Here is a 16,138-nt window from a genome sequence, read left to right on the forward strand (position 1 = left end):
CTTAACGATTACAACACAATAAAGGTCAGCGAACGCTACACTTTTGAAACACGCTCGGTAGCAAATTTAGTCTTTGCATAGCGATAGACCAAGCCAACAATAGCCGACACCATCAGGGTGAAGCTCAGCATCACCAACCCTTTGGTTAGGATTTGCTGGTATTCACTCAACATCGGGCTAAGCATGATCCACTTGCCTGCCAATAGCAAAATCAGACACCAAATCAAAGAGCTCATGGCGCTGATCACCACCATTCGCCATGCGCTCAGCTTAGCGATCCCCATCAACATGGGCGTTAGCACCCTGACAAAAGGAACAAAGCGAGAAATGAACAACGAGAGAAAGCCGTATTTATTGAGTAACCGTCTTGCTTTTGGCAACGCATCATCAGGTAGCATACGCTCCAACCAATCCACAAACCGGGTCCGATGTAACACCCTTCCCTGCAGGTAGCCCATAAACCCACCAAAGGTAGCCGCAAAACACAGTGCAGCAACAGTCGTAGGGAAATCTAAAATTCCAAGCCCAATCATACCTCCGGCAAACAGTACTAACCCGTCGCCAGGCAGAGGCAAAAATACAAAACTCGATTCCAATAGCAAGATTATCGTCAGCAACAACAAGAACCATTGCAATGAACTCACTTGCTGCAGGGTTTCAAAATCATGATGCCATATAGCCAATAACATCTCTTGCATATACTACTCCAAAACGTAACTACCGGTATTCCCGGCCTTATTGCCGCCTATGAACAGACAAACGCTGCTCAACCTTGGCGAGCGTTACCAAAAATCAAATCCACTAGCATTCGGGAAGCTAGAGTCCCTTCCTGGTTGATTTTCATCTCAACCATTCTGTGTTCGATGTACTCATTTACCACCAGCGATGAATGGTGAATTGGTGAGCTTGGCCAACTTAGAAAAACGAGCAGAGTCGTAATTACGACCAGGGTGATCCCCCGCCAATTAGACAGTGCAGTTTTAACTCGCAAAGAAACCCAAGTACGCTCCATTGTCATACCCTTAATTTTCAGAGGCACGGATATTCCAGCGCCACTTCTGTACAGGAAGCCGTAGCAATCAGTGTCGTTCTGCTACAGCTACACTCAGTAAACTTAAAAAGATTTGGGGAGACGAAAGTTAGCCAAAGCGATGGCTATAGAGCAAATTGCCCTCTTTCCAGCCGGAAAGTCGATTGTGGTTATGAGGGATGTGCCCAACCCAATGCGATTGCAAGGTAGGCAAAGCCGTTGGCGTCAAAGCACGGTGTAGATAGGAAGGGGGATGAAACTCAAAAACCTGGGAAAAAACGGGTTTGATGCCCATCCCTGCATACTGGTCAACGCTTTTGATCCGCCTTAAAGCGTTGAAAATATATGCTTCATGCCCCTCATCGAAGACAGAACGATCGTCATCTTGGGTAATGGTTGCTAAATCTGTTGTTTGAACCGGCCACTTTCTCTCAGCCCCCAGCAGGTGGGAAGACAATTCGGTCGTGACTTCCGGGCTCAATATCGGGTCATTAAACGACTCAATAGGCTGCGCCATCGCGATGTTCACACACCACAATAAAGCCAGCAGACAAATTGTGTAGAGACGCCTAATCAACATACAAGCTACCCAGACTAATTACTCAAAACATTATAATCTGTCCAAACAAACTGGAAAGTGATAAATAGCAGGTTGTGTTACAAGTTATGTAATATGCAAACAAATAGACCTGAGGCTCTTGATATATTTCCATCTGGTAAGAAAGCAGCCGGCCGTATTACCCTTTGTCTGCTTTGCCGGCGGCATCGGCAAACTTGGCCAATTGCTTATCCAGCCATGATGGTTTTCGTCCGGCATCTTCGGCCGCTTCTTTACGACGAATCGCATTGCGGACCATCATCGCCCCTGTCCAACGAATAGGCTCAGGTGGGAAATACCCTTTCGGGCCGGATACCAAGCCACACTCGGTCCAGCTATTTTTCTGCTCCAGTACCATAGCCGACAAAATTTTCCCGCCAATCCAAGTTTGAGCAACACCATTGCCTGAGTAGCCCAAGCCATAAACAATGTCCTTATTGTGTTTTAACTGGCCGAAAAACGGCATACCGGTTACAGAGCGATCCGATGCCCCCGTCCAAGTAGCCGCAAATGGCTGCCCGGATATTGAGGGAAAAAACCGATTGAATGCATTACGCAGCAGCGGCTGATAACGACTTGGCTGATCAAATATCTTGCTGATACGATTGGCAAACGCGAAATAATTGCCGCCCTTACCCAACATCAGCCGGCCATCAGGTGTTGTGCGGTAGTAATGAACAAAGGTACGCGAATCCACGATGGTTTTACCGTCTTTTAACCCCATCGCGGCCAGTTTATCTGGGATGGGCTTAGTGATTGCCATATCTGAAGAGACTAATACCACGCTGCGCCTGAATTCAGGAAATTGCTCGACCATCCAGGCATTGAGTGCCAGTACCACCTTCTTGGCAAAAATATCCGCTTGCGGGGTGGTAATGGTAATTGGGATCTCGGTATTGATATCTTCCATCGGGGTATTCTCAAAGATCTTTACCCCCATATGTTCGGCAACACGTTTCAAGCCACGGGCCAACATCGCCGGCTGGACACTGGCAGCCGCCGGAGAATAGTACCCTTCACTATGCACGCTAGATCCCGCCTCCAGTTGGATCTTGTCTTTTTCCCACGCTTGCCAGCTGTTAATTTCCTGCTGCTCCAATGCCTGCAAGACGCCAGCCATTGCCCCTTCTTGGGCACTGTTGGTCGCGGTATATAACGCTCCATGGCGACGCAATTGGGCATCAATACCGTGCTCCTTACAGAAGGCCTCGATTTCATAGATTGCCAGCTCAGAGGCCGCAACTAGCTTTGCCGCCTTCTCTTCGCCGTAGAGCTTTTTCATCGACTGGTATTTAGTCGACCACGTCAGCATGCAGCCGCCGTTGCGGCCAGAGGCTCCACTGCCACACAGCCCTTTATCAATGACCACAACATCCAGCTCTGGCTGCTGTTGCTTCAGATTAATGGCAGTCCACAGACCGGTATACCCGCCACCGACGATACACACATCGGTTTGGATATCATTTTGTAACACATTGGGTTGAGCGGATACTTCAACTCCCATCGCATGAGCAAACCAATATGGCTGGAAGTTATCGTTGTCCTTGAGCATTATTCACCACCTCTTTGGTATAGACCAAAACAATTGCGATAAATTAATGATCACCTGTGAAAGGATTATGACAATCTAGGTGTAAAAAAATTATTTTTGACGTAAATTACCACTAGCGCATTATGAAATTTGCTCTTAGAATGCGCCTGCTTTGGGGAGTAGTCACCAACTGTTCGTCTGTCGTCATCTCGAAGTCCCAAACTTCCGGCAGCCGAGGGTGGATTTGTAGTACCAGCCCTACACCATCCTGACGAGACCAACGCCATTAATCATGCACATCCGTGCAGGGGTAGCTTCATATGCCATTTAGCATTTGGAGGTAGCTCATTACATTAATGCGCGAAAGGTCTGGTCTCCCCCTGATCCGGTCCCTTTCGCGCGCTCGATCGTGAAAGGAGTAAATTATGAGCCTTTTGAGCTATGAAGGGTTCGCTGTTCTAACCATCTTTATGTTGGCGCTGGACTTGTACCAAACCCGCGGTGGCAAAGTCACCATCAAAAAAGCCGCTACCTGGAGTGTTTTCTGGGTTATGTTGGCTTTAGCTTTCAATGTGGTTATCTATTTATACTGGCCTTTGATGGCACCAGAGAGTAGCTATACCAATAGCGAAGCGGCGACAGCTTTCCTTACCGGCTACTTGCTTGAAAAATCATTGAGTGTCGACAACCTGTTTGTCTTCGCATTGATTTTCAGCCAATTTGCCGTGCCTGAAGCGATTCGTCCGCGGGTACTGATGCTAGGCGTGGTGGGCGCACTGATACTGCGTGCAATCATGATTGCCGTGGGGGCTGAGTTGCTCACCCAATTCCACTGGGTCTTGTATGTCTTTGCAGCGTTCTTGCTGTATACCGGCTACAAGTTATGGCGTGAGGATGAAGAAGAGCAAGAGGACTTTTCCCAGTCGCTACCAGTACGCTTAGTGAAAAAATGCTTCCGTGTTACCGATGATTATCGTGGCCATCAGTTCTTTGTCAAAGACAGCATGGGTTGGCTTGCCACTCCGCTGTTGATTGTCATTGCTGTCATTGCATTGACCGATGTGATGTTTGCTCTGGACTCGATCCCGGCGATCTTCGCGGTAACCAAAGAGCCGTTTCTGGTCATGACAGCCAACGTCTTTGCCCTGCTTGGCTTGCGTTCGCTGTATTTCGTGCTGGAAGGTATGCTGACCCGCTTCTGCTACCTGCGGCCGGCACTGGCGTTCATCCTGAGCTTCATCGGTATCAAGATGCTGTTGATGGAAACCAGTTATGCGATCCCGACACCGGTTTCCTTAGGTGTGATCGTACTGACCATCAGTGCCGCAATTATCGGCTCGCTCTGGAAAACCCGAGAGCTGAAAGTGTCATAACTGACTATCTTCCATAAAAATAAAGCCGCTCGAACTATTTCGAGCGGCTTATTTCATCAAGATGCTAGATAATCAGAGGCATTTCTACTCGCGAATATCTTTAAAGACAGCACCACCTTTCATGACCACCTTGATGTTATCGGGGTTGGCCAGGATATCGAGGTCTGCCACCGGATTTCCTTTAACAAACAGCATATCGGCAAATGCCCCCGGACACAGTACACCCAACTTGGCTTCTGGATAAGGATCCAATAGCCCAGACATTTTCAACAACTCACCGGTGTCTGACGTAGCCTGCTTGATACCTCTGAACGAGCCGAAATACTTCTTACGCGCAGAGAACTCCATGTTCTGCTTGGCATGCACTTCGGGTGTGCCGACTAAATCTGTACCAAAGGCACATTTCAAACCGTATTTATCTACCAACTCTGCCTGCTTTAACAAACCTTTGCCGACACGCTCAGTTTTCTGATACAAAATCTCACTACCTAGCGGGATCATGCGATTGGCAATCAGCTCAGCCGTGGCATATTGCGGTACCACCCAAACATCATTGTCAAGGCACATGCTGGCGACTTCATCATCCATAAAAGTGGCGTGCTCCAACGACTTCACCCCTTCCTCAATCGCGATTTTCATTGCCGGCTGAGCATGGATATGACTACAGACATACGACCCGTAATTTGTCACGGTTTCAACGATGGCTCGCAGTTCATCACGGGTGTATTGGATCGTATCCAGTGGGTCGAACAACGACGAAGCGCCGCCCCCGCCGAAGACCTTGATTTGCGATGCACCTTTGAATATTTGATCACGGGTGCGCTTCAAGCACTCTGGCACACCATCAGCCAGAATCAGATGCCCCTGGCGCATAAAGCTGGAATCTTCGATGCCGCGATTGAAGTTTGAACGCTGCGCACGGTTCTGGCGATAGTCCGCATGACCACAAGTTTGCGAGATCCCCGCATAACTCGGGTAAATCCTTGGCCCCGGCACAAAACCATTGTCGATGCTTTGCTTAAGGCCATAACAGTTACTGCCAACATCACGCACCGAGGTAAAACCGCGCTCCAGCATCTCCTTGGCAATCACTGTCGAACGGACAGCCACTTCTTCCTGCGTCATCAGATCAATCTTGTCGAAGCTATCAGACAGTGCGATATGGGTATGGGCATCAATAAGGCCCGGGATCACCGTGTAGCCTGCGGCATCTATGGTTTGATCAACATCTTCGAGCACAGCCTCGTACTGGTAAATCTTGGTGATCACCCCATCTTCCACCAGCAAACTACAATCATGGCGTAGCGCTTCGTTTTCGCCATCAAACAAGGCGGCATTTTTAACTAATACTTTCATTTCTTTTCCCATCACAGTCGATTAAAAACCACAACTCAGAAGTGCTATTCAGCACTCAGCCTGCGCTACAGCCTCAGCGTGTTTTGGCTGGCCAGCTTGATTGACAGGCTCACGTTCGATCTCGAATGCAGCGATAATTTTCTCTGCCGAAAGGTCAATATCCTGCTCGTTGGTATGGCAGCTCAGCACCGAGAACAACATGGTCTTCAGCCCTTTGTAGCCAGATGTGGACGGATAACAGAAACCTTCCTGCTGCAAGCGGTGTACCACGCGCTCGGTGAGCTGGTTGCGCTGTTCGTCGTTGCCCGTTCCGAATTGGGCTGAGAAGCGGTTAGAGACCACATCATTCAGAATGGTGATCCCCTCGACGGCACGTAACTTATCGGCCATGCGCTGGGCAAGCTCACAGCAATTATCAAGATGTTGTTCAATGCCTGATTTACCCAGTGCTTTAATTGCCGCATACACCGGTACCCCGCGGGCACGACGAGAAGCGGAAATACCAAAGTTGATCGCATTGCGATCCGGTTTGGCCATCGCGTCATTGAGGTAGTCCCCCATGTTGCTGCCGCCCATGGCACAGGCCAACGCCGATGCATCCTTTACAATGACCAGACCGCAGTCATAAGGCATGTTGAACCACTTGTGACCGTCGGTATCGATGGAGTCTACTCGCTCAATACCCTTAACCAGGTATTTCTGCTTGTCACTTACTGCCGCCCACAGCCCAATAGCACCGTCCACATGCAGCCATGCATTTGGATGACTCTCAACAGCATCAGCCAGTGCATCAAACGGGTCGAAGGCACCAGAGTCAATACATCCGGCTTGCGCACAAACAAGCGTTGGCCCTTCGCAACGAGACAGGACTTCTGGGATATGATCCTCAATGATCCGGAGGTTATCGTCAGTCGGAATAGTATGGATATCTTCAAGGCCAATGCCGATCATCGACAGAGCACGCTTAATGGTAGAGTGAATTTGATCACTCACGACAACATTAATACGTGGCGCACCGTACAGACCTTGCTTGGCGACATCCCAGCCAGCGCGCTGCAACAAGGTATTACGTGCGGTGATCAATGCAGTATAGATTGCTTCCTGCGCACCAGAAGTAAAACCAAGGCCTGCGTGTTCAGATAAGCCGAGCAGCTCCAGCACCCACTCCGCTGCGGTTTCTTCGACAATGGCCATCGAAGGGCTTGAAACGTAATAAGGCACATTCTGATCCCACGCACTTACCAGCCAATCCGCGGCCATAGACACAGGGAAAGCACTGCCAATGGCATAGCCAAAGAACCTTGGGCCACCAGAGCCAATCAGACCTTGTTCCACATTCACAGCTAGCTGGTTTAGAACAGTATCAGGACAACTTGGCGCTTGTGGTAGCTCACCGCCAATAGCCTGTCGCAATGCATCGGATGTCACATGCTTATCAACCGGACGCTCTGGTAATGACTCAAGGTAGGCCACTGCATGATCAAATGATTGGTTAAGTAATTGACGGTATTGATTAAACTGGTGAGACATAGCACAGCTCCTCTTCGTTTTCGGCTATGCCACTAAATTACTTCTCCTCCGTAAGAGTTTTTTATCAATTCGCGCCAAAAAATAAAACCATCGACACAGGCGGCAGCCCCCGTGGGTCAAAAATCGGTGAGTTTAACAAAACGTGTTCGGTGCCAACCATTGAGATAGCTATCTATTGGAAATGTGAGTGTATAGATATAAAAAAACACCAATGCCCAAAAGGCATTGGTGTCGACAGGAAGTCTCGAGGATAAGGGGGATTACTGCATTGGCGCCCACACAGAGTAGTCAACGTCAACATCATCCTCGGCATAAATAACCAAAGGAAGCTTTGAGTTATAGCGCAGCAGATCACTGTGGAACTGCAGGTTGGTATCAGCGGCTTCTTTCTCGCAAGCCATCATTGTACTGGCATAGTTCGTTTGTTTTTTCATCACATAGTATGAGTATCCCCACCCTTCCAGCGAGCGTCGCTCAAAGTCCATCGGCAGTGCTTTGATGTTGCAATCTACCTTCATAACACTGTCAGCGATGATTTGAACCCGGCGGGTTTGGCTTTCGTTATCAACCTCATCAAGCTGGATCACATGCTTGGTGAAGCCCGGCATTTCAGGGAACATGTCAGCGTTCCCGCTTGCCATAACATGAGGGGCTGAACACAATAATGCTGCGGTAAGAAGTGTCTTTTTCATTGTTATTCCTATTATTTTTACTGAGTCTAGTTTTACCATCATAGCCTGAACCCTCGCTGTTCAACTCACAAGTACTTTTCTATTGGGAATAACTGTAACAGTCGAGACTTAATGCGCTCCCACTGCCCCGTATCGGGCTCGTTGTCCCAGCTTTCTGAACCGGAATACCAGCGAACATTGCCCTCTTCCAAATTCAGGCGCCAGCTGTTCTCGTCCTCCATTGCCGCCTCAATGTCAACAGCAAGCGAATCGGCGATGCTTTGATTGTCTATCACCAGAATAGATTCGGTATTGAGATAGGTTGAGCGCAAGTTAAAGTTAAAGGAGCCGACACCAGCCACTTGCCGATCAAAAACAACGGACTTTGAGTGCAAGCCATATGGTGTTATCGGTGCGCACTTAGAAGCATCTCTTGTCGACTCCTCACACAACTTAGTGTCCGGCTTCAATTCGAACAGCTGCATGCCATTCTCGAGCATGTCTTGTCGCCGCCCCGCATAACCAGAGTGGTTAGTGATAAGATCGTTCGACACCATAGAGTTAGTCAATGCCTTTACGACAACACCTTCACTCGTTAGATCCTCAAGACCTGCCAACTGGCGATCATCGAAAACCAGATATGCCGATTCCACGATGATTTCTTGCTCAGACTGCAGTGCTAAGTCCGACAAAACTCTGGCTGTCTTTTTGGGTGCATCGGTATTGTCAACATCATCCGGAACAGGCTGGTCGGCCACATAACGCGCGTTGACCCAAGTCATCTCGCTCATTAACTCTTGCAGAAAACGATAAGCGACCTCTTTTCCTTCAGGCAATACCGGGTAATGCTTATAGCGCGGCGCATAGACTTTATCTAAATCCGCCAGTTCAATTGTTGCTTCCCCACCCAGCATGCTGACAGGATAAGACCAACGGCTATCCCAATAGTCGACAAAACTAGTTTGGATATCATTAACCACTGGCCCCATAACCAACACATCACGGTCACGGAAATTAATATCATCGGAAAGATCAAAATATTCATCACCGATATTACGCCCTCCGACAACCGACATAGCCCCATCGACGGTGAAGGACTTGTTGTGCATGCGGCGATTCAGGCGGGAGAAATCCCCCAACACATTGAGCCACTTTGCAACACCACGGCGGGTGGGAATAGGGTTAAACACGCGTATTTCGATAAAAGGATGAGAATCGAGCGCTGTCAGCAGATCTTCTCGCTCGTTGAGGTTGATATCATCAAGCATGACACGCACTTTCACCCCGCGGTTCGCGGCGGCTATCAACCTGGTCGCCAGGTATTTACCCGACGCATCTGAGTTCCAAATGTAATACTGGATATCGATGCTTTGCTCAGCGGTTTCGATTAGCGCTAGCCGCTGGGCCAGCGCATCCCAGCCGGACTCTTGCAACACAACGGCACTCGAGCCTTGCTTAGGACTTTGCGGTCGATAGGTATCAGTCAGCGATGATAATGTGCTGGTCGACCGCGAGACCGGCGGCCCAACCTGGTGCTTTACCTCTTCAGAAAGTGACGCACATCCATTAAGAATAGTGACTAAGAAAATTGTTGTACTAATGCGTTGCAGCAGAGGCATTGAATAGCGTTCCTATTTTTACTTCGAATAACCCGTCCTGGCGCGTTCAGCTACGGTTTAAGCAATAGCCTGAGCTCACTGGGTAAATTTAAACGAGAAAGTATACCAAACTGATCGGCATCTACCGCCATAGAGTGCAACTTTGTCAGCCAAGCTCAAGTTTTAGCGACTCTATTGCCTATAGTTTTTCACTGTTGAATATTGCAGTTTAACCGGTCTTTTAATTGGTCTGTCGTAACCATAGATGTCTTCCCGCAACTGTAGTTGGTTATTTTCATCAACCCAGGCAGTCACATACGTCACATCGACATCAATCTTACGCGGCAGCGTAATGGTATTGGTTCTGCCGTCACTGACCAGTTGCTGGTAGTTACGCCAGCTTGGCCGCTGCTGGTAATCCAAGACATACTCAGCCAGCTCCGCAGCCTTCTCGACCCGAACACAGCCCGAGCTCAGGTTACGCCTGGCTTTGTTGAATAAACTTCTGGATGGCGTGTCATGCAGGTAGACGGAGAAATCATTGGGCATGAGAAATTTCACATTGCCAAGAGCATTACCTCGGCCGGGACTCTGCATAAACTCATACGGGAAGGTATTGGGATCAACATTACTCCATTCCACCATCTCGGGAGAAATTTCAGTCCGATCATCCCAGCTACGGATCATTTTCAGGTTCGTTTGCTGCAAGTAATCCGATGAAGCCTTCATTCCCGGGATCACATCTTTGGTCTTGATCGTTTCTGGAACATTCCAGTACGGGTTGACCACCATGATATTCATCGACGATGAAAACAGGTTCGTTGGCCGAGCTGTTCGTCCTACGATGACTCTGGACTCAAAAACAACTTCTTGCTGATGGGTTATTTGCAACCGGTAATCAGGAATGTTCACCCGTATAATCGGCCGCTCATTGCCAGTCGCACCCAACTGGCTGCGATATAAATTGAGCGCAAGCAAACGAGCAACCTCACTATATGGCAGGGCCAGTTGTTGAGCCGTCGCCGGCCCAATAACCCCATCGTCTTCCAATCCATTGCGTTGCTGGAAACGCCGGATCGCTTGGTTCAGCTCGCCATTGTTGATCAGCGTTGGCTCGGCGGATAATTGCTCAAATGACTCATCGCTCAAGTCACCATAAGCATTGAGTACAGCTAGCATTGCCAGCCCATTAGGAACTGACTCGTTCAATTTGATCAACTGCCTACCGTGAGGTTGATATGAGTGGGCCGGTAATTGGTAAAAGCGCTCGACTTGGGCCAAAACACCTTTGGTCATCGCAAAGTTATCGCCATAGCCGATCAGGCGAGAAGTTAAAAATGGCACATTGATCACAGAAGCGGCAACAGAGCCTGGCAGCACCCCATTTTCTGAATCGGGATACAGAATCAAGGTTTGGTGACGAAACATCAGACTTGGCTCGGAATAGAGCTGATGCATCAGAGCTTCGTATAATAGGTAAGTATCCGTGGCAAGGATATCGTATGCGCGTTGATCGGCAACCTGCTCAAGCTCAGCCAACTCCGCCAGACGGCGATCAATACCCGAGACCAAGCCAGAGAACGCCAATACCCTTAGCCGAGTCTCCAGTAATTCACGTAGCTCATTGTTCCACCACAGTGGCATATAGCCATTAGCCGCGTAGATCCGCTTCACCTCATCGCTAAAACACAGACTGGATTGTACAAACCCGCACAGTTGCTGATGGCTAGACAGATTGATAATGCTGAGCAGGGAAAGGTCAAGCACGCTACTTTCATTGGCCGGACTAGCAGGCAAAGCAGAGCCTTGGCTAAAGTTATCTTCAGCGAGGGGGATGGGGTTAACGAGCAGCGCATATTCTGCAGTTTCTACTTTTTCGGCAGACACCTGGCCGAAAATGGCAAAAGAAAGTGCGAAATATAACACGTTAAAGCGATTTGGCATTCTATCTGAACATGTCATCACTTAAGCCCTGAGCTATGGTCCTCGACCAACTATCAAGTTCTTTCCGTGAGCGATATAAAATGGCGGAGCCCACTTCCTGCATGAGCCACCCTACTATTATTTCTAGTCAAACTGATGACACTATGGCAACTGAGTCATGCTTCAAAAATGACAATCCAATCAATAAATTCCAGATTCGCTTGTAGCCCTCACCCAAGATTGCTCATAGTTTCATATATCGTTCAGAATGAGCCAAACTTTTCTCATCAAGTCTCAATATGACATGATTTTCCATAATGGAAACTGCTGGTTTATATCTTTTCACTTCAAGAAATCATGTGACCGATTTATGTTATTAACCATAATTCAAACATGGTTAATAACATGAGCATTCCAGAAAAATTCAGACAAATCATCAACGACCCGACTCTTTCCCCTATGCAAAAAAGCCAGTACCTGGCCTTAGAAGCCGATGCCAGCTTGCCTTACCCTGAGATCACGGAGTCAGTAAAAGCAGCGATTGAAGACAATATCTTGTGTGATATGTTTGAAGGTAATGCGCCATTCAAACCACGCTATGTTCTGCCGGATTACGCCAAGTTCCTTCAGCAAGGCTCTGAATATTTGGAATTGCCACCTGCCAAGGATTTCGACGAAGCACTTAACCACCTGACAATCCTTTATCACCATGTACCATCGGTCACCAATATCCCTGTCTACCTTGGCCAGCTCGATGATGTCTTGCTGCCTTACGCAGAAGGGCTGGATGCAGAAACAATTTACCGCAAGCTGCGCCTGTTCTGGATCTTGCTTGATCGCACTCTGCCTGATGCTTTCATGCACGTAAATATCGGTCCAACGGACAATGTCATCTGCCGTACTATTCTCCGCGTCGATGCCGAGCTCAAGCAGGTCGCCCCTAACTTGACCTTTATGTATGATCCTGAGATCACGCCAGACGATCTCCTGCGCCAGGCCAGCCACAACATCTGCGAGTGCAGCAAACCACATATTGCTAACTACCCTGTCCACGCCCATGCCTATGACAACTCCGGCTTCGGTATTGTCAGTTGCTATAACTCACTGCCATTGGCAGGCGGGGCTAACACCCTGGTACGCATGAACCTCAAAGAAGTCGCACGCAAGGCCTCATCAAGCGAAGACTTCTTTCACGCAACCCTGCCGAACTACTGCCAAACCATGTACGAACTGATCGAAGCCCGCTCAGCTTATTTGCACGAGCAATCAGGCTTCTTCAATGGCTTTTTAGTGCAGGAGGGCTTAATTGACGAAAGCCGTTTTGCTCCGATGTTTGGTATCTATGGCATGGCTGAAGCGGTTAATATCCTGCTGGAAAAAGACGGCCGGGACGAAAAGTATGGCCAGCAGCCGGCTGCGAATAAACTCGGCCACCGAATTTCTAAAGCACTGAGTGACATTGTCACATCCACACCGGTTAAATATGGCTACCATGGCCGCGCCCTGCTTCATGCCCAAGGCGGGATCAGCCTGGATGAAGATGTCACTCCGGGCGTTCGCATCCCATATGGTACCGAGCCGGATCCGGTAAGCCATATCCAAGCATTGGCTCAGCATCACCAGTACTATACATCCGGTATCAGCGATATTCTGACCATTGATGAAACGGTCAAATCCAACCCTGAGGCCATGTATCAGCTCTGTAAGGGCGCGCTAGCTATCGGCTTTCGTGAGTTTACCGCCAATGTCCACTCCAACGATCTGGTCCGTGTGACTGGCTACATGGTCAAACTGTCCGATATCGCCAAGTTCAAAGAGCAAGGCTCCCGCACCAACACCACCGGGCTAGGCGCTGAAGCTGCCGCGAATACCGGTATCCTCAACCGTAAACCACGAGTCGTGAGTCATGAGCAAGCGCCGCGCTACTGCGACAGTCAGTAAGATCCTCAATTTCTCGTGTGTCGACGGGCCTGGCAACAGGCTCGTTATCTTCCTGCAAGGGTGTAACTACCAGTGCAAAAATTGCCACAACCCGCATACTATAGGGATCTGCAACCACTGCGGGGACTGCGTTGCCCCCTGCCCAAGCAATGCGCTTTCGATGAGTGAAGGCCACATCAGGTGGAATGCAGAGCTATGCACCCATTGCGATCGCTGCTTGGCCGTTTGTCCTAACCAGTCGAATCCCAAGACCCAAACCATGAATGTTGATGACATATTGCAGCTTGTCCGCAAGCATCAGCTGTTTTTATCGGGGATCACCGTCAGTGGCGGCGAGGCTACGCTTCAGCTGCCGTTCATTGTCGAGCTCTTCAACGCAATCAAGGCCGATCCAAGCTTGCGCCATCTCACCTGCATGGTAGATACCAACGGAAGCCTGAGCCAAACGGGATGGGAAAAACTGCTACCGGTATTGGACGGCGCGATGGTTGATCTAAAAGCGTGGCAGGAAGAAACCCACCGTTGGCTAACCGGTCGCAGCCATCACAGGGTAATGCAAACTATCGATTGGCTTGGCAAGCACGATAAGCTCGAAGAAGTCAGACTGCTGCATATCCCGGCGATCACAGATTTCGAACAGGAAATTGATGCGCTGGCGCACTATTTGTCAGCCCTTCCGGCACGCACAACAATCAGGCTAAATGCCTTTCAGCACCATGGGGTCACGGGCCCGGCCCTTGAGTGGCCGCCCTGCAGCGCGTCTCAGATAAACGCGTTTGCAAAGCAGTTAACCCAACGAGGCCTGCGTGTTCTCTACCGTGAACCCGTAACGTAAACTCTCCACGTTGTGTATCTCCCCCGCTTCATCGGTTGGAGATTTGGAGATAACACGGGCTTTGCCATTATTCTCCAAGCTCGGCCACCGAATGGCTTTTATCAGCCGTACCGGCTTGCTTGGTGCGCTGGCATTTCTCAGTGCGTGCCGCTTTTATTTTGTCGGCCGCTTTTTCCGCAATCATAATCGTCGGGGCATTGGTGTTTGCCCCCACCAAGGTCGGCATGATTGATGCGTCTACCACCCTCAATCCTTTCAGGCCATGGACCCGCAGCTCACTATCGACAACAGCCATCGGATCAGAGCTTGGCCCCATTTTACATGTCCCGACGGGATGGTATTGTGTATCGGCTCGATTACGAATATCTTGCTCTATTGCGGCATTGTCGCACTCATCAACGGGATATAGCTCTGCCCCTCTGATTCCGTCGAATACCTTGCTCATCAGCATCTGTTTCTGTTTTTTCCACCCCGCAATCATCACTGGCATATCATCGGGATGAGAGAAGAATTGGGGATCAATCCGGGGCGGCGCAAACGGATCGGCGCTCTCCAGCTTGACGGTACCCCGGCTTTTGGGTCTCAATAACGTTAAATGGCAGCTAAAACCGTGCTGAAGATGAATTTTACGGGCATGGTCATCAACGATGGCGACCACAAACACGAATTCAAGATCAGGAATGGTGACATTGGGTTCTGAATAAAAGAAACCGATCCCTTCGGCAAAGTTGCTGGTTACTTTTCCACGACGCTTGAGCAGCCATTGCGGCAGAGCCTTGCTCATGGTGGCCAGCATTCTTGCAGAGAAACCAAACGTGTCATACCGGCTGCAGCATTCGAAGCTGTGAACTAAATCGATATGATCCTGCAAATTTTCACCAACCCCCGGCAATTCATGGATCACATCAATACCCAAGGGAGCAATATCTTTTCCGTGCCCTATTCCCGAGAGTTGCAGCAATTGCGGGGAGCCAAACGCCCCGGCGCTGATAATCACTTCTTGAGTTGCGGTAATGACCTGTCGCTGACCTCCTTTACTGAATTCCACCCCCACGGCTCGCTTACCTTCAACCACCACGCGCGTTGTGGTTGCCTTGGTCAGCACCGTCAGATTCCCACGATCTCTATTGGGCGTGAGGTACGCCCTTGCCGCGCTGCATCGCTCACCGTTTTTCTGGGTCACTTGCGTTGCCATGGCGCCGAACTGCTGTTCACCATTGACATCGGGGTTCGCCGGGATCCCGATTGACTCACAAGCCTCGAGGTAATGCGCTAACAAGCTGCTCGGGCACTGGAGATCCGTGACATTCAATGGTCCCCCTTGGCCATGGTACTCATCGGCATGGATCTCGTTATTCTCTGCTTTCTTAAAATACGGCAAGCATTCTTGGTAACTCCATCCCTCATTGCCGAGGCTAGCCCAATGATCATAATCAGCTTGATGTCCCCGGGCGTACATCATGGCGTTAATTGAACTTGAGCCCCCCAAGGTTTTTCCTCTGGGCTGATACCCCTTACGGCCATTGAGCCCCGGCTGGGGAACGGTCTCAAAGGCCCAGTTATTCAGCTTGGTGGGCAACATCGCGACGGATCCAATAGGCGCACGAATAAGCATACTGTTATCTGTCCCACCCGCCTCGACTAAACAGACTGTCACTTGCGGGTCCTCTGATAACCGAGCGGCCAGTACACAGCCTGCTGAGCCACCGCCGACAACAATATAGTCATAGTCCTTCATCATGCTGCTCCTGA

13 protein-coding genes are annotated in these 16,138 nt (G+C 49.6%); 3 read left to right on the forward strand and 10 right to left on the reverse strand.

Annotated features, from left to right (window positions below; genetic code table 11):
* Positions 1-35: 35 nt before the first annotated feature.
* The 4 genes from C9J03_RS21395 to C9J03_RS21410 all read right to left on the reverse strand — a co-directional run bounded on the left by C9J03_RS21395 (position 36) and on the right by C9J03_RS21410 (position 3,180).
* Positions 36-698 carry a DedA family protein gene (locus C9J03_RS21395; protein WP_044623242.1) on the reverse strand — a complete coding sequence of 221 codons (663 nt, stop codon included), beginning with the start codon at positions 696-698 and terminating at the stop codon, positions 36-38.
* 68 nt (positions 699-766) lie between these two features.
* A complete protein-coding gene (locus C9J03_RS21400; RefSeq protein WP_146149099.1) occupies positions 767-1,012 on the reverse strand; it encodes a hypothetical protein in 246 nt (81 codons plus the stop codon).
* Positions 1,013-1,139: 127 nt separating this feature from the next.
* Positions 1,140-1,610 carry a hypothetical protein gene (locus C9J03_RS21405; RefSeq protein ID WP_146149100.1) on the reverse strand — a complete coding sequence of 157 codons (471 nt, stop codon included), beginning with the start codon at positions 1,608-1,610 and terminating at the stop codon, positions 1,140-1,142.
* Between the two features lie 157 nt (positions 1,611-1,767).
* Positions 1,768-3,180: an FAD-dependent oxidoreductase gene (locus tag C9J03_RS21410; protein ID WP_052829761.1), complete on the reverse strand. Its 1,413-nt coding sequence runs from the start codon at positions 3,178-3,180 to the stop codon at positions 1,768-1,770.
* 404 nt (positions 3,181-3,584) lie between these two features.
* Between C9J03_RS21410 and C9J03_RS21415 the strand changes: the two genes are divergently transcribed.
* A complete protein-coding gene (locus C9J03_RS21415) occupies positions 3,585-4,532 on the forward strand; it encodes a TerC family protein (RefSeq protein WP_044623239.1) in 948 nt (315 codons plus the stop codon).
* Positions 4,533-4,616: 84 nt separating this feature from the next.
* Here C9J03_RS21415 and C9J03_RS21420 read toward each other — a convergent pair whose 3' ends face one another.
* From C9J03_RS21420 to C9J03_RS21440, 5 genes are all read right to left on the reverse strand, one after another.
* Positions 4,617-5,888 carry a metal-dependent hydrolase family protein gene (locus tag C9J03_RS21420; protein WP_044623238.1) on the reverse strand — a complete coding sequence of 424 codons (1,272 nt, stop codon included), beginning with the start codon at positions 5,886-5,888 and terminating at the stop codon, positions 4,617-4,619.
* 48 nt (positions 5,889-5,936) lie between these two features.
* The gene (locus tag C9J03_RS21425) at positions 5,937-7,418 is read right to left on the reverse strand and encodes a pyridoxal phosphate-dependent decarboxylase family protein (RefSeq protein ID WP_044623237.1); all 1,482 of its coding nucleotides are present in this window, start codon (positions 7,416-7,418) and stop codon (positions 5,937-5,939) included.
* 260 nt (positions 7,419-7,678) lie between these two features.
* A complete protein-coding gene (locus C9J03_RS21430) occupies positions 7,679-8,110 on the reverse strand; it encodes an ecotin family protein (protein WP_044623236.1) in 432 nt (143 codons plus the stop codon).
* A gap of 65 nt (positions 8,111-8,175) precedes the next feature.
* Positions 8,176-9,708 carry a phospholipase D family protein gene (locus C9J03_RS21435; protein ID WP_044623235.1) on the reverse strand — a complete coding sequence of 511 codons (1,533 nt, stop codon included), beginning with the start codon at positions 9,706-9,708 and terminating at the stop codon, positions 8,176-8,178.
* 171 nt (positions 9,709-9,879) lie between these two features.
* Positions 9,880-11,649 carry a L,D-transpeptidase family protein gene (locus tag C9J03_RS21440; RefSeq protein ID WP_044623234.1) on the reverse strand — a complete coding sequence of 590 codons (1,770 nt, stop codon included), beginning with the start codon at positions 11,647-11,649 and terminating at the stop codon, positions 9,880-9,882.
* Between the two features lie 354 nt (positions 11,650-12,003).
* On the opposite strand from C9J03_RS21440, the gene C9J03_RS21445 reads away from it, so the two are divergent.
* On the forward strand, positions 12,004-13,551 hold the full coding sequence (locus C9J03_RS21445) for a YjjI family glycine radical enzyme (protein ID WP_197078593.1): 1,548 nt from the start codon (positions 12,004-12,006) through the stop codon (positions 13,549-13,551).
* Positions 13,517-14,386 carry a YjjW family glycine radical enzyme activase gene (locus C9J03_RS21450; RefSeq protein WP_044623232.1) on the forward strand — a complete coding sequence of 290 codons (870 nt, stop codon included), beginning with the start codon at positions 13,517-13,519 and terminating at the stop codon, positions 14,384-14,386. The genes C9J03_RS21445 and C9J03_RS21450 overlap by 35 nt, the downstream gene beginning before the upstream one ends.
* 67 nt (positions 14,387-14,453) lie before the next feature.
* On the opposite strand, the gene C9J03_RS21455 is transcribed toward C9J03_RS21450, so the two are convergent.
* Positions 14,454-16,124 (reverse strand): GMC family oxidoreductase, encoded by a 1,671-nt coding sequence (locus C9J03_RS21455; RefSeq protein WP_044623231.1) that lies wholly within the window; start codon positions 16,122-16,124, stop codon positions 14,454-14,456.
* Positions 16,125-16,138: the final 14 nt, after the last annotated feature.

Origin of the sequence: Photobacterium gaetbulicola (assembly GCF_003025515.1) — a bacterium.
GTDB classification, from domain to species: domain Bacteria; phylum Pseudomonadota; class Gammaproteobacteria; order Enterobacterales; family Vibrionaceae; genus Photobacterium; species Photobacterium gaetbulicola.

Coding starts and splice junctions, on each gene's coding strand:
- C9J03_RS21395 (WP_044623242.1), bottom strand. CDS start 698: ATGCAAGAGATGTTATTGGCTATATGGCATCATGATTTTGAAACCCTG.
- C9J03_RS21400 (WP_146149099.1), bottom strand. CDS start 1,012: ATGGAGCGTACTTGGGTTTCTTTGCGAGTTAAAACTGCACTGTCTAAT.
- C9J03_RS21405 (WP_146149100.1), bottom strand. CDS start 1,610: ATGTTGATTAGGCGTCTCTACACAATTTGTCTGCTGGCTTTATTGTGG.
- C9J03_RS21410 (WP_052829761.1), bottom strand. CDS start 3,180: ATGCTCAAGGACAACGATAACTTCCAGCCATATTGGTTTGCTCATGCG.
- C9J03_RS21415 (WP_044623239.1), top strand. CDS start 3,585: ATGAGCCTTTTGAGCTATGAAGGGTTCGCTGTTCTAACCATCTTTATG.
- C9J03_RS21420 (WP_044623238.1), bottom strand. CDS start 5,888: ATGAAAGTATTAGTTAAAAATGCCGCCTTGTTTGATGGCGAAAACGAA.
- C9J03_RS21425 (WP_044623237.1), bottom strand. CDS start 7,418: ATGTCTCACCAGTTTAATCAATACCGTCAATTACTTAACCAATCATTT.
- C9J03_RS21430 (WP_044623236.1), bottom strand. CDS start 8,110: ATGAAAAAGACACTTCTTACCGCAGCATTATTGTGTTCAGCCCCTCAT.
- C9J03_RS21435 (WP_044623235.1), bottom strand. CDS start 9,708: ATGCCTCTGCTGCAACGCATTAGTACAACAATTTTCTTAGTCACTATT.
- C9J03_RS21440 (WP_044623234.1), bottom strand. CDS start 11,649: ATGACATGTTCAGATAGAATGCCAAATCGCTTTAACGTGTTATATTTC.
- C9J03_RS21445 (WP_197078593.1), top strand. CDS start 12,004: ATGGTTAATAACATGAGCATTCCAGAAAAATTCAGACAAATCATCAAC.
- C9J03_RS21450 (WP_044623232.1), top strand. CDS start 13,517: ATGAGCAAGCGCCGCGCTACTGCGACAGTCAGTAAGATCCTCAATTTC.
- C9J03_RS21455 (WP_044623231.1), bottom strand. CDS start 16,124: ATGAAGGACTATGACTATATTGTTGTCGGCGGTGGCTCAGCAGGCTGT.